Genomic DNA, 14,726 nt, shown 5'->3' on the forward strand with positions numbered 1-14,726 from the left:
ACCCCTGTCACGGGGCTTTGTATATGATCGCACCGTCTCTTTTTGAAAAATCGAACAGGGACGACACCTCATGTTGATGGCATCACCGTGAACAAAACATCCCAAATCGTGGACACCGCCGGCATCGGCGCGGCCTTCCATATCGAAAACATCTACCCGATCATCGACGCCGGCCGTTTCCCGGTCAAACGCATCGTGGGCGAGCCGATCGCTGTCTATGCCGACCTGTACCGCGATGGTCACGAGATCATCGCCGCAGCGGTTGTCTGGCGCCGCGAGCAGGACCGCGAGTGGAATCGGGTCCCCATGACGCTGGAAGTCAACGACCGCTGGGGCGGCTCATTCACCCCCGATGGCATCGGCCGCTATGTGTATGCGATCGAGGCCTGGACCGACGAATTCGCGACCTGGCGCCACGGCTTCGAGCTGAAGCTGAAGGCCGGACAGGATGTCACGCTGGATGCGCTGGAAGGCGCCGGCCTGATGACCAAGGCGCAGAATGGAGGGCCCGAGGCTTCGGCGCTCATCCTCAAACAATGCGAGAATTTTCTGCAGACCGGCGACAATGAGCCACTGCTGTCACCTGAACTGCGCACCGCCATGGCCGAAGCGCAGTTGCGCCCGGACCTGACGCGCTCGCCGCTGCTGCCGCTGATGATCGACCGCACCCGTGCCCGCAACGGCGCGTGGTACGAGATGGTGCCGCGCAGCCAGAGCACGGTGCCCGGCCAGCACGGTACCTTCCGCGACTGTATCGCTAGGCTGCCTGACGTGCAGGCCATGGGCTTCGACGTGCTGTATTTCACGCCAATCCACCCCATCGGCAAGACCAACCGCAAGGGCAAGAACAATTCACTGACCTCCGAGCCCGGCGATGTCGGCAGCCCCTATGCCATTGGCGGCGCCGAGGGCGGCCATGACGCGATTCATCCTGAACTCGGTACCATGGAAGATTTCCATGCGCTGATCGCTGCGTGCAAGGAACACGGTCTGGAAGTGGCTATCGACGTCGCCGTGCAGTGCTCGCCGGATCATCCGTGGGTCAAGGAGCATCCGGACTGGTTCAAGCGCCGGCCGGACGGTTCGATGAAATATGCCGAGAACCCGCCGAAGAAATACGAAGACATCCACAATCCCGACTTCGACTGCGAGGACGCGGGATCGCTGTGGAACGCGCTCCGCGACATGCTGCTGTTCTGGTGCGATCAGGGCGTGAAGATCTTTCGCATTGACAATCCGCACACCAAGCCGCTGCGGTTCTGGGAATGGGCGATCCATGAGGTGCAGATCAGGCATCCGGACGCGCTGTTTCTGGCGGAGGCCTTCACGCGTCCGAAGCTGATGAAGGGCCTCGCCAAGCTCGGCTTCTCGCAATCTTACACTTACTTTACGTGGCGGACGCAGAAGTGGGAGATCGAACAATATCTCAACGAGCTGTGCGGCTATCCCGAGCGCGAATTCTATCGCCCGAACTTCTTCGTCAACACGCCGGACATCCTGCCCTATCACCTGCAATCCGGCGAAGCCTGGATGTTCAAGGCGCGGGTGGCACTGGCGGCCGCGCTGTCGTCGACCTATGGCATCTATAACGGTTTCGAATTGCTCGAACACGAGGCCATCCCGGGCAAGGAGGAATATCTGAACTCGGAGAAATACGAGATCAGGACCCGTGACTGGAACGCGCCGGGCAATATCAAGCCCTACATCACCGCGCTCAATCACGCGCGCCGCGCCAACTCGGCGCTGCAGCAGACATCGAACCTGCGCTTCATGCCGGTCGACAACGACAACATCATCGGCTTCGTCAAGGAGTCGGTGGATGGCACCAACACCGTTGCCGGCGCCATCGCGCTGTCGCGCGATCCCTATGAATTCTGGCTGCCGATCGACACGCAAGTCACAGTCGATGACGAAAAGCGCAACGTCGCCGCCGTCGAGAACATCATTACCGGCGAGCGCCATGGCGTCGAATGGGGCGGCATCCGCCTGCGTCTCGATCCCCAGCGCGATCCCGCCATCTTCTTCCGTTGCCTCGCCTGAAAGCGTTGACATGAACGTAATGACCGATATCGACGTCAAAGCGAAACAGCGTGCTGAGGAGATCGACAAGCTCTGGTACAAAGACACGATCATCTATCAGCTGCACGTGAAGACCTTTGCCGACAGCAACAATGATGGCATCGGCGATTTCGCGGGCCTCACCGAAAAGCTGGATTACCTGCAGGATCTCGGCGTCACCACCCTGTGGCTGATGCCGTTCTATCCGTCGCCCGGCCGCGACGATGGCTACGACATCGCCGACTACGGTACGATCCATCCCGACTTCGGCACGATGAAGGATTTCAAGCGCTTCATCCATGAAGCCAAGCGCCGTGGCCTGCGTGTCATTACCGAACTCGTGATCAATCACACGTCCGACCAGCATGACTGGTTCAAGCGCGCACGCCGCAGCCCGGCAGGCTCGTCCGCGCGCAATTGGTATGTCTGGAGCGACACCGACCAGAAATACGACGGCACCCGCATCATCTTCACTGACACCGAGAAGTCGAACTGGACCTGGGACCCGGAAGCCAAGGCCTATTACTGGCACCGCTTCTTCTCGCATCAGCCGGATTTGAATTTCGACAATCCGCGTGTCGTCTCCGCCGTGGTGCAGGTGATGAAACGCTGGCTGGATGCCGGCGTCGACGGATTCCGCCTGGACGCGATCCCCTATCTGGTCGAGCGCGACGGCACCAATAACGAGAACTTGCCGGAGACCCACAAGGTCATCAAGCATTTGCGCGCCGAACTCGACGCCTATGCGCCGGGCAAATTATTGCTGGCCGAGGCCAATCAGTGGCCGGAGGACGTGCAGGAATATTTCGGCAACAGTGATGAATGCCAGATGGCCTATCACTTCCCGCTGATGCCACGCATCTATATGGCGCTGGCGCAGGAGGACCGTTTCCCGATTACCGACATCATGCGCCAGACGCCGGATATTCCCGGCGATTGCCAGTGGGCGATGTTCCTGCGCAATCACGACGAACTGACGCTGGAAATGGTCACCGACGTCGAGCGCGACTATCTGTGGTCGACCTATGCGAACGATCCGCGTGCGCGCATCAATGTCGGCATTCGCCGCCGCCTGGCGCCCTTGATGGACAACGATCGCCGCAAGATCGAGCTGCTGGATTCACTGTTGCTGTCGTTCCCTGGCACGCCGATCATCTACTACGGCGACGAGATCGGCATGGGCGACAACATCTATCTCGGCGATCGCAACGGCGTGCGCACACCGATGCAATGGGCGCCGGACCGCAATGGCGGCTTCTCGCGCGCCGATCCCGCACGGCTCTATGCACCGCCGATCATGGATCCGATCTACGGCTACGAGTCCGTGAACGTGGAGGCGCAGTCGCGCAGTCTGTCGTCGCTGCTGTCGGCGACCAAACGCCTCATTGCTGTCAGGAAATCAACACTCGCTTTCGGTCGCGGCACCATGACCTTCATTCGCCCCGACAACCGCTCCGTTCTCGCTTATGTGCGCCAACTCGGGGACGAAGCGATCCTCTGCGTCGCCAACCTGTCGCGCGCCGCGCAGGCCACCGAACTCGATCTGTCGCCGTGGAAGGAACGCGTGCCGCTGGAAATGCTCGGCCGCACCAAATTTCCGCCGATCGGCGATCTGCCTTACATGATCACGCTGGCCCCTTACGGCTTCTACTGGTTCCAGCTGCAGTTGCGCGATGTCTCCGAACATTCGCAGCCGCCGGTGGTGCCGGAATTCGAAACGCTGGTGGTGCCGCTTGGCTCGACCTGGATGACTCTCGCCCGTACGCGCGGTGTGTTCGAGCGCGACGTGCTGCCTTCCTTCCTGGCGCGCAGCCGCTGGTATCCGGAGCGACAGCCAAAGGCGATCCAGCCCGTGCTTACCGGCGCGATCCCGTTCTGCGAGATCGGCGACAACCGTCCATGGCTGGTGCTCTTCGAAACCACGCAGCGCAATGTGGCGACGCGCTATCTGCTGCCCATGCAGATCGAGTGGACCCGCTTCGACCGCGAACGCTACAATCCGAAGGCCTTTGCCGCGGTTCGTCAGGGCGCGCGCGAAGGTACCCTGCTCGACGTCGCCACCGACCACATCTTCATTGCGCTGCTGCTGCACAATTTGCGAATTTCACTCACGGTCGAAGAAGAGGGGAACCGTCTGGAATTCCGGCCAACGGCCAAGCTTGCCGAAAAGCCGGCTGCGCCGCTGGAGAACATCCGTGCGGTCGAGACCGAACAGTCCAACAGCACTGCATTGGTCGACAACGATTACGTCGTGAAGATCTATCGCAAGCTGCAGGCTGGCATCAATCCGGAGATCGAGGTCAGCCGTTTCCTGACCGACATCGCCGGCTTCACCAATACGCCGGCTTTGCTTGGCAGCGTCGAATTGGTCGAGAGTGATCAGCGCACCGCCGTCGCCATCGTGCATGCCTTCGTGCAGAATCAGGGCGATGCCTGGACGGTGACATCGGCCTATCTTGACCGTTTCGCCGATGAGCAGCGTCTGCTGGCGGTGGATGACCACGCGCCGCACAGTGAAGAGCAGGTGCCATATCTGCTCTATATGTCGCAGACCGGCCGCCGCGTCGCCGAGATGCAGATGGCGCTGGCCAGCCGCGACGACATCCCGGATTTCAAGCCGGAGCCGACGTCGCCCGACGATGTCAGGCTCTGGATCAATGAAATCGTCACGCGTGCGGAGCCGGTATTTAGTGCGCTCGCCCAACGTCGCAATGCTGCAAGGGATTCGGATCGCGCGCTGATCGATCAGGTGCTGGAACTGCGCAACGGCTTGCGGGGGTGGCTGACTGAGCTTCTGCCGGAGAATATCGACGGACTGAAGATCCGCCATCACGGAGATTTCCATCTCGGCCAGATGCTGATCGTCAAGGATGATATCTTCATCATCGACTTCGAGGGTGAACCGCGCAGGCCGATCGATGAGCGCCGCCGCAAGGCGCCCGCTGCACGTGATATCGCCGGGCTCATTCGCTCGATCGATTATTCGGCAACGGCAGCGCTGGAACGGGCGCTCAAGGTAACTTCGGACGACACCGGCAAGCTGGCTGCCGCACTGGACGCCTGGCGGGAACGTGCCACCACTGCATTCGTTGACGCCTATCGCGAGACCATGACCGATGCGCGGCTGTGGCCGGCAGGCGCGGGAGCCACCAAAGAAATGCTGAACTTCTTCCTTCTGGAAAAGGCGCTGTATGAAATCGAATACGAGCTCGCGCACCGGCCAGATTGGCTGCGGGTGCCACTGACTGGCATTCTGCGCATTCTAAATCAGTATTCTGAGGAGGCCGTATGACCAATTTGCCCGCGGAGGCCTACGCAATCGTCGAAGGCCGCCACTCCGATCCATTTCACTATCTCGGCCCCCACAAGGAAGCCGACAAGACGGTCGTGCGTGCTTTCCTGCCGGAAGCTGTGAAGGTCGATGCCATTGATGATCACGGTGCGACGACCGCGTTGGAGCGTGTGCATGATGCCGGGCTGTTTGTCGGTGCGCTGGCCAACGGCTCAACCAAATATCAACTGCGGGCGCGTTATGGCGACAGGTCCATCGATCTTGAGGACCCTTATCGCTTTCCGCCAATCCTGACCGAATTCGATCTCTATCTGCTCGGTGAAGGCACCCATCAGCGGCTCTATGACAAGCTCGGCGCCCATCCGATGGTGCTTGAAGGCGTCAGCGGCGTCGGATTTGTGGTGCTCGCCCCGAATGCAAAACGCGTCAGCGTGGTCGGCGATTTCAACTTCTGGGATGCGCGCCGCCACCCGATGCGCGTGCGCGGCGCCGGCTACTGGGAGCTGTTCGTTCCCGGTGCCACGCCCGGCGATCACTACAAGTTCGACATTATCGGCCCGCATGGTCAGTTGACGCAGAAATCCGACCCGATGGCCTTCGCCGCCGAACTGCGGCCCTCCACGGCATCGATCGTGCTCGACGAAACCAGGATCCCGCATCCGCGCCCTGCCCCAGATCACATCAATGCGCTGAACAGGCCGATGTCGATCTATGAGGTGCATCTGGGTTCGTGGCGCCGCAAGGGCGACAATGACTGGCTGACCTATCGCGACCTCGCGGAGACGCTGCCGCGCTATGCTCGCGATCTCGGCTTCACCCATGTGGAATTCCTGCCGGTCAATGAGCATCCGTTCGACGGCTCGTGGGGCTATCAGCCGACCGGCATGTATGCGCCGACCAGCCGCTTCGGTACGCCGGCAGAATTCGCATGGCTGATCGACGCCTGTCATGCCGAGGGGCTCGGCGTGCTGCTCGACTGGGTGCCCGGGCACTTCCCGGACGATCCGCACGGCCTCGGTAATTTCGACGGCACGGCCCTTTATGAACATGCCAATCCGCTGCAGGGCCGGCACATGGACTGGGGCACCCTGATCTACAATTACGGCCGGACGGAAGTGGTGAACTTCCTCGTCTCCAACGCGCTGTTCTGGCTTGAGCGCTACAACGTGGACGGACTCCGCGTCGATGCCGTCGCCTCGATGCTGTATCTCGATTACAGCCGCGAAGCCGGCGCCTGGATTCCGAACAAATATGGTGGCCGCGAGAATATCGAGGCCGTCAGCTTCCTGCGCCGCTTCAACACCGAAGTCTTCGCCAAATTTCCGAATGCTACCACTGCAGCGGAGGAATCCACTGCATGGCCGCAGGTGTCGCGCCCCGTCGATTTCGGTGGGCTCGGCTTCGGCTACAAGTGGAACATGGGCTGGATGCATGACACGCTGAATTACATCAGCAAGGATCCAATCTATCGCAAGTACCAGCACAACGACATTCTGTTCGGGCTGCAATACGCCTTCTCGGAAAATTTCGTGTTGCCGCTATCGCATGACGAAGTCGTGCACGGCAAAAAATCGATCCTCGGCCGCATGCCCGGCGACGACTGGCAGCGGTTCGCCAATCTGCGTGCGTATTACGGCTTCATGTTCGGACATCCCGGCAAGAAGCTGATGTTCATGGGCTGCGAATTCGCCCAGGAGCGTGAATGGAATCACGACAGGTCGCTGGACTGGCACCTGCTGGAGCAGGACAAGCATGCTGGCATTCATTCGCTGATCCGCGATCTCAACGAGCTGTATCGCAACCAGCCGGCACTACATGAACTCGATTGCGATCCCGCCGGCTTCGAATGGATGATCACCGACGACGCCGGCAACAACGTGTTTGCGTGGCTGCGCAAGGGCGCCAACCCGCGCACGCAGTGCCTCGTGGTCGTGAACTTCTCGCCGAACGTCTATCATGATTACTGCGTTCGCGTGCCGTTCACCGGCACCTGGCGCGAGGTGTTGAATTCCGACGCCGCGCATTATGGCGGCAGCAATGTCGGCAATTCGGGCGAAGTCATTGCCAAGGGGCTTGTCCCCGAACTCAGTCTGACCCTTCCACCGCTCGCCGCACTTTTTCTCGTACCGGAATTCTAGAGCATGAGACTATCCGCCGGCATGCCCTCCCGCCTCGGCGCAAGCTGGGACGGACGGGGGACCAACTTTGCCTTGTTCTCTGCGAACGCTACCAAGGTCGAACTATGTCTGTTCGACAGCCAGGGGCGGCGCGAGCTCGAGCGCATCGAACTGCCGGAGTATAACGAGCACGTCTTTCACGGCTATCTCAACGATGTCTCGCCGGGCCAGCTCTATGGCTATCGCGTGCACGGGCCCTATGAACCGGAGCATGGGCACCGCTTCAATGCGCACAAGCTGCTGCTCGACCCCTATGCCAAGAAGCTGGCCGGGCGTCTCGTTTGGAGCGATGCACATTTCGGCTATCGCACCGGCTCGTCGCGCGAGGACCTGTCCTTCGACCGCCGCGATAATGCGCGCGGCATGCCGAAGGCCGTGGTGGTCGACGAGACCTTCAACTGGGGTCGCAAGGAAGCGCGCCCCAGTATACCCTGGGAAGACACCATCATCTATGAGGCTCATGTCAAAGGCCTGACGCAGATACGCAAGGATGTTCCTCCGGGGCTGCGCGGGACCTATCGCGGACTGTCGTCGCCGTCGATGATCGAGCATCTCAAACGGCTTGGCGTTACCACCATCGAGCTGCTGCCGGTGCACAGCTTTGTCGATGACCGCCGGCTGGTGGAAATGAAGCTGGTGAATTACTGGGGTTACAACACCCTCTCCTTCTTCGCCCCGGAAGCGCGCTACGGCACCGACAATCCGCTCGATGCGTTCCGCACGACGGTCGCGCGGCTGCATGACGCGGGCATCGAGGTGATGCTCGACGTGGTCTATAACCACACCGCCGAAGGCAATCATCTCGGCCCGACGCTGAGCTATCGCGGCATCGACAACGCCTCCTATTACTGGCTGATGCCGGACAATCCACGATTCTATGACGACTTCACGGGCTGTGGCAGCTCGATGAACCTTACGCATCCGCGCGTGTTGCAGATGGTGATGGATTCATTGCGCTACTGGGTCGAGGTGTGTCACGTGGATGGCTTTCGTTTCGACCTTGCAACCACGCTGGCCCGCGGGCCGAATGGCTTCGATCGCAATAGCGGCTTCCTCACCGCCATCCGGCAGGACCCTGTCCTCGCGAACGTCAAAATGGTCGCCGAGCCCTGGGATCTCGGCATGGGCGGCTACCAGGTCGGCGCATTTCCGTCGCAGTGGTCGGAATGGAACGACAAATATCGCAGCGCCATGCGCCGCTACTGGAGCGGCGAAGGCTCGCTGATCGGCGAAGTGTCCAGCCGCATGACAGGTTCGTCAGACGTGTTCAACCATGACGGCCGCAAGCAGCGCGCCGGGATCAACCACGTCACCGTGCATGACGGTTTCCCGCTTGCCGACCTCTTTGCCTATAACGAGAAGCACAACGAGGCCAATGGCGAGGACAATCGCGATGGCTCCTCGGATAACCTCAGCAACAATTTCGGCGTCGAGGGCCCGACCGACGATCCCGAGCTGCTAGCGCTGCGCCGACAGCTGCGCAAGAACCAGCTCGCCTGTCTGTTCCTCGCGCAGGGCGTGCCGCTCCTGCTGGCCGGCGATGAGGTCGGCAACACGCAGGGCGGCAACAACAATACCTATTGTCAGGACAATGAAATCGGCTGGGTCGGATGGGACAATCTTGGCGACAAGGACGACGATCTCACCGACTTCATCGGTCATATGGCGCAGCTACGACAGCGCTTTCCGCAGATCACCACCCAGCGCTGGCTCGACGGCCGCCGCACCGATGGCAGCTATGGCGTGCTGTGGCTGACGCCCTCGGCCGACGAGATGACTGAGACGGACTGGGCGTTTCCCGACGGCCGTTTCCTCTCCTATGTACTTAGCGCTTCCGGCGACAACACCAATCCGATCTTCATCGTACTGAACGCTGCGCCCGAGGGCATTCCGTTCAAGCTGCCGAAGATGCTGGAATACAAGAACTGGCGGCAGGTGCTGAACACCGCCGACGAAAAGCTTTCCATCGCGATCCTGCCCCCCGGTAGCGACATCGATGCGCCGCCGCGCTCGGTGCTTGCCTTTGCGGGGACGCCAGCATGAGCGCTCATTCGTTCGGACCACGGCTGACTGAGAAAGGCGCGATCTTCCGCCTCTGGGCGCCGGCTGCGCAACGCGTCGACGTGGTGCTTAGCGATCAATCCCATCCCTTAAAGCCTAGCGATGACGGCTGGTTTATCGCGGAGGTCGCAGGTGTCGAGGCTGGCGACACCTATCGCTTCAGGATCGACGACAAGACCGACGTGCCCGACCCGGGCGCACGCTTTCAACCGAACGACATCGCCGGCCCGTCGCAAGTCATCGATCACAGGACATATGCGTGGCGCGCGGCGGACTGGCGCGGGCGGCCGTGGGAAGAGACCGTTCTGATCGAGACGCATATCGGCACCTACACGCCGGAAGGCACCTACCGCGCCATGATCGACAGGCTCGATCATCTCGTCGCCACAGGGATCACCGCACTCGAACTGATGCCGCTCGCCGATTTTGCCGGCAAGCGCAACTGGGGCTATGACGGCGTATTGTGGTACGCGCCGGATGCGATGTTCGGCCGCCCGGAGGACCTGAAGGCCTTGATCGACGAAGCGCATCTGCGCGGGCTGATGATGTTTCTCGACGTCGTCTACAATCACTTCGGGCCGGAAGGGAATTATCTCGGCCTCTATGCGCCGGACTTCTTCGGCGGCGCCGACACACCATGGGGTTCGGCGATCGACTATCGTCTGCCTGAAGTCCGCGCTTATGCCATCGAGAACGCCGTGGCATGGCTGCGCGACTATTGTTTCGACGGACTGCGGCTCGACGCCGTTCACGCCATCGTCGAACAGGGCGAGATCCCGATGCTGCATGAGCTGAGCCGCGAAGTCGGCAAGCTCGCCGCCGATACCGGCCGGCACATCCATCTCGTTCTGGAAAACGACGACAACCGTGCCACACTGCTCGATCCCGCCACCAACCCGCCGCGCGGCAAATATCGCGCGCAGTGGAACGACGACTATCATCACGCCTGGCACGTGCTTCTGACCGGCGAGGATAGAGGTTATTACAGCGACTACGCGCAAAACCCACTCGATCATATCGTGCATGCGCTCGGCTCCGGATTCGCCTATCAGGGACAACCCTCAGCGCATCGCGCGGGCGCTGAACGCGGCGAACCATCAGGCGAACTCGCACCGGCGGCCTTCGTGAATTTCCTGCAGAACCACGACCAGATCGGCAATCGCGCGCTTGGCGATCGGCTGGAGACCTTGGCCAGGCCCGAGGCCATCGAAGCTGCGCTGACCGTTACATTGCTGGCGCCGATGGTGCCAATGCTGTTTCAGGGCGAGGAATGGGGCTCGAAAGTGCCATTCCCGTTTTTCTGCGATTTCGAAGGCGATCTCGCCAATGCCGTGCGCAATGGCCGCAAGAAGGAATTCGCCAGCGCCTACGAAAAGTATGGCGACGAGATTCCCGATCCGCTGGACGAGAGCTCCTTCCGCTCGGCCTTCGTGGATTGGGGCAATCGCGAAACGACCACGGGTAAGAAGCGGTTGACGCTAGTCCGTGAGCTGCTCGCATTGCGCAAGCAGCATATCGTGCCGCGCCTCGCTGGCGCACGGTTCGGCCAGGCTGAGGCGAGTGACGACGGTTTGCTCACGGCCTTCTGGAAGATGGGTGACGACAGCAGGCTGCATCTCACGGCCAATCTTTCCGACAAGGCCATCAACGCAGCTCCGCCGAGCACAGGCACGACAATCTGGGGCAACACCAGCACCGGCGTGGGGACGCCGTGGTCCGTCATATGGCGGATCGGAGACAGATAATGGCGCCAGCGATTCCCATCGCGACCTACCGTATTCAACTCACTAAGGATTTCGATTTCGATGCCACCGCGGGCATCGTGCCCTATCTGAAAGCGCTCGGCATCACCCATCTCTATGCCTCGCCATTCATGAAATCGCGCGCGGGCTCGACCCATGGCTATGACATTGTCGATCACACCAAGCTCAATCCGGAGCTGGGCGGCGAAGACGGCTTCGAGCGCTTGAGTGCCGCGCTGAAGGCCAACGATATCGGCCTGATCCTCGACTTTGTGCCCAATCATGTGGGTGTGCATTTCGCTGACAATCCGTGGTGGCTCGACGTGCTGGAATGGGGACAGGCCTCGCCGCACGCCGTCTCCTTCGACATCGATTGGGACACCCTGCCCTATCGCGCACGCAGGGGTGTGCTGCTGCCGATCATCGGCAGCTCGTATGGCCAGGCGCTGGACAATGGCGAGATCGAGCTGAAATACGACGCCGAGGAAGGCAGCTTCTCGGCCTGGTATTTCGAACATCGGCTGCCGATCGCACCGGAGCGCTATAGCGAGATGCTACGCACCATCGTCAAGGAAGCCGATGCCGGCAACACGCCAGCCGGCCGGGCAATCCTGACACTGGCGGCCAAGCACAAGGGCCTCCGCCATCCCAACCGGCGGCAAGCACCAGCCTTCAAGCAGCAGCTGGCGTCGATCGACGGCACTGCCGAGGTTATCACGCGCGGCCTCGACGCCTATCGCGCCGGGCTGGATCGGCCCGCCCAGATTCAGGCCATGCACATGCTGCTGGAGCGCCAGCACTACAAGCTTGGCCAATGGCGTCTTGCTTCGAGCGAGATCAACTACCGCCGCTTCTTCGACGTCAATACGCTGGCTGGTCTGCGTATCGAGGACGCCGATACGTTCGAGGCGATCCATTCGCTGGTCAAACGGCTGATTGCCGAAGACAAGCTGCAGGGGTTGCGGCTGGACCACATCGACGGCCTTCACGATCCCTCGCAATATTTCCAACGGCTGCGCCGGCTGATCCGCGAGGCGCATGGCAACAGTACCAAACCGTTCTATGTCGTAGTGGAGAAGATTCTCGGCGAGCACGAGAAGCTGGTGCCTTTCGCCGGCGTGCATGGCACCACCGGCTATGAATGGCTCAATGTGATCACGCAGGTACTGGTCGAAGAAAAAGGCCTAGAACCACTGGGCGAAACTTGGCGACAGGTGAGCAACGTCTCGCCGAAATTCGAACCGCAACTGGTGGAAGCCAAGCGCCGCGTGCTCGATACGCTGCTGCTCAGCGAATTCACCGTGCTGACGCGTCTGCTGGCACGGATCGCCAACGGACATTATTCGACGCGCGATTTCTCTGCCGACACGCTGCGTCAGGCTTTCGAACTCTACGTGCTGCATTTCCCGGTCTATCGCACCTATCTCTCCACCGCCGGTCCATCTGCCCTAGACCGGCAACTGATCGCCACGACCATCGAGAAGGCTCGCGCCGACTGGTTCGCTGCCGACGAAGGCTTGTTCGACTTCCTGCGCGACGCTCTGACGCTGGACCTGCTGAAGCCCGGCCGCCCCGCGCATAGCAAGCCGCGGGTGCGACGCTTTGCATTGAAGGTACAGCAGTTCACCGGGCCGACGATGGCGAAGTCGCTCGAAGACACTGCTTTCTATCGCTATCATCGCCTGCTGGCGTTCAACGAAGTCGGCGGCGAGCCGGCAGCGGAAGCGATACCTGTCGCCACGTTCCACGAGATAATGGTCGCGCGCGCGCGCGAGCGGCCGCATGGCATGACCTCGACCGCCACTCACGACACCAAGCGTGGCGAGGATGCCCGCGCGCGTTTGCTGGCGCTGGCCGAAATGCCCGGTGAATGGGCCAGTACGGTCAGTCGCTGGAAGGTGCTGAACGCGCCGCATCTGGTGGTCTACGGCGAGATGCGCGCGCCCTCCGCGGCGTTTGAGTATATGTTGTACCAGGCGCTTATCGGCGCCTGGCCGCTCGGCGGGCAGGACAATTCCTTCCTCGAACGCATGCAGGCCTATGCGCTGAAGGCGGCGCGCGAGGGCAAGCAGGAAACGAGCTGGCTCAACCCGAACGACGCCTATGAGAAGGGTCTGCGCACGTTTCTGGAGCGCATTCTCGACCCGGCCCAGTCGCCGGAATTTCTTGCAGCGCTTGAGACCTTTGCCAAACGCACATCGCTGATCGGCGCATTGAATTCACTCAGCCAGATCACGCTGAAAGCGACCATTCCCGGCATGCCGGACTTCTATCAGGGCACCGAATTCTGGGATTTCTCGCTGGTCGATCCCGATAACCGCCGCCCGGTGGATTTCGCCGAACGCGCGAAAGTGCTGGAGATACTGCAGCAGCCGGATTGGGCAGCGCTGGCGCAACACTGGGATGATGGCCACATCAAGCTCGCCTGGACGCGCGAGCTGTTGAAACACCGCACCGAGATGGCAGCCGTCTTCACCGATGGCGATTACGAACCACTTGAAGTGACCGGACCTCATGCCGCGCACATCATCGCCTTTGCTCGGCGGCATCAGCGCGACGCGGCGATCGTCGTGATCCCGCGCGCCTTTTTCGAAGCGACGCAAGGCGGGCGGCATTGGCCGGAGGCAACGGCCTTCGACGCGACAGTGATCGCGCCCGGCTACATCGTTGAAGGTTCTCCGCCAAAGAACGGTGCGAGCGAGCTTTCCGTTGCCAAACTCTTCAGGCAGATTCCGATGGCGATCGTAAAGGCACATGCCGCGCCGAAACGCTTTCGTTCGACGCGTTTGCGATAGCACACACGACAAGGCCGCCCGGGATCAACGGCCGGACGGCCTGGCGGATATCGTGCCGACTCGAGAAAGGTCGGTTCCCTTCCTCCGCGTGCTCAAAGCTTTTCATCAAATTATTTGCGAGTGGTTTACGATCAAACTCGCGTGCGCCGCACTATCGCAGGATATTTTTATGCTGCACTGCAGCAGGCATTGAAGATGTGTGAGATTCTCTGCACGCCCCAATCGCCGCTTCAACTCTTTTTCGTGAGCAGCAGATTTCCGCGCGATTTGATCGCTGCCTGCGCCACTTCGGCGAAGCGCTGCAGCAACCAGGGCAGCACCACTTCAACGGTGACATGATCCTCGGCCACATCGACATGACCGGACGCCGCCTGCCCCATGGCACGGACGCGGAAGATCATCCGGTCGCCGTCCCAGCGCTCCTCGTCAACTTTCAACATTGGTACATTAGTTGCTGCGCGTGTCAGTCCTGTCTTGAGCCGGCGCGCAGCTTCCTCGCGGCCGAGCCTGTGCGGAATGGAAACGACGAGCGGTGCAGACATCTCATGATCCTTTGTTAGTTAAGGTCGATGTAAGCGCGAAATCGTCCAACGGTAGTCGT

The 14,726-nt window shown here is 61.0% G+C and carries 7 protein-coding genes; 6 read left to right on the forward strand and 1 reads right to left on the reverse strand.

Translation table 11 applies throughout. The features are described 5' to 3' along the window. Positions 1-87 precede the first annotated feature (87 nt). Genes A4A58_RS24210 through treY form a run of 6 tightly spaced genes read left to right on the forward strand, consistent with a single transcriptional unit; the run spans position 88 to position 14,125 of the window. The gene (locus A4A58_RS24210) at positions 88-2,040 is read left to right on the forward strand and encodes an alpha-1,4-glucan--maltose-1-phosphate maltosyltransferase (RefSeq protein WP_068736987.1); all 1,953 of its coding nucleotides are present in this window, start codon (positions 88-90) and stop codon (positions 2,038-2,040) included. Between the two features lie 10 nt (positions 2,041-2,050). Then, a complete protein-coding gene (gene treS, locus A4A58_RS24215; protein WP_068736989.1) occupies positions 2,051-5,350 on the forward strand; it encodes a maltose alpha-D-glucosyltransferase in 3,300 nt (1,099 codons plus the stop codon). Further along, entirely contained in the window at positions 5,347-7,488 is a 2,142-nt protein-coding gene (gene glgB, locus A4A58_RS24220) for a 1,4-alpha-glucan branching protein GlgB (RefSeq protein WP_068736991.1), read from the forward strand. The genes treS and glgB overlap by 4 nt, the downstream gene beginning before the upstream one ends. 3 nt (positions 7,489-7,491) lie before the next feature. Further along, entirely contained in the window at positions 7,492-9,570 is a 2,079-nt protein-coding gene (gene glgX / locus A4A58_RS24225) for a glycogen debranching protein GlgX (RefSeq protein WP_068736993.1), read from the forward strand. Beyond that, complete coding sequence (gene treZ / locus A4A58_RS24230; protein ID WP_068736996.1) at positions 9,567-11,333, forward strand: malto-oligosyltrehalose trehalohydrolase; 1,767 nt, start codon at positions 9,567-9,569, stop codon at positions 11,331-11,333. The genes glgX and treZ overlap by 4 nt, the downstream gene beginning before the upstream one ends. After that, a complete protein-coding gene (treY, locus tag A4A58_RS24235) occupies positions 11,333-14,125 on the forward strand; it encodes a malto-oligosyltrehalose synthase (protein WP_068736998.1) in 2,793 nt (930 codons plus the stop codon). The genes treZ and treY overlap by 1 nt, the downstream gene beginning before the upstream one ends. A gap of 230 nt (positions 14,126-14,355) precedes the next feature. On the opposite strand, the gene A4A58_RS24240 is transcribed toward treY, so the two are convergent. Beyond that, positions 14,356-14,667, reverse strand: a complete 312-nt coding sequence (locus tag A4A58_RS24240; RefSeq protein WP_068737000.1) for a polyhydroxyalkanoic acid system family protein — start codon at positions 14,665-14,667, stop codon at positions 14,356-14,358. Positions 14,668-14,726 lie beyond the last annotated feature (59 nt).

Source organism: Tardiphaga robiniae, from assembly GCF_001618955.1.
Taxonomy (GTDB): Bacteria; Pseudomonadota; Alphaproteobacteria; order Rhizobiales; family Xanthobacteraceae; genus Tardiphaga; species Tardiphaga robiniae_A.

Coding starts and splice junctions, on each gene's coding strand:
- glgX (WP_068736993.1), top strand. CDS start 7,492: ATGAGACTATCCGCCGGCATGCCCTCCCGCCTCGGCGCAAGCTGGGAC.
- glgB (WP_068736991.1), top strand. CDS start 5,347: ATGACCAATTTGCCCGCGGAGGCCTACGCAATCGTCGAAGGCCGCCAC.
- treS (WP_068736989.1), top strand. CDS start 2,051: ATGAACGTAATGACCGATATCGACGTCAAAGCGAAACAGCGTGCTGAG.
- treY (WP_068736998.1), top strand. CDS start 11,333: ATGGCGCCAGCGATTCCCATCGCGACCTACCGTATTCAACTCACTAAG.
- treZ (WP_068736996.1), top strand. CDS start 9,567: ATGAGCGCTCATTCGTTCGGACCACGGCTGACTGAGAAAGGCGCGATC.
- A4A58_RS24240 (WP_068737000.1), bottom strand. CDS start 14,667: ATGTCTGCACCGCTCGTCGTTTCCATTCCGCACAGGCTCGGCCGCGAG.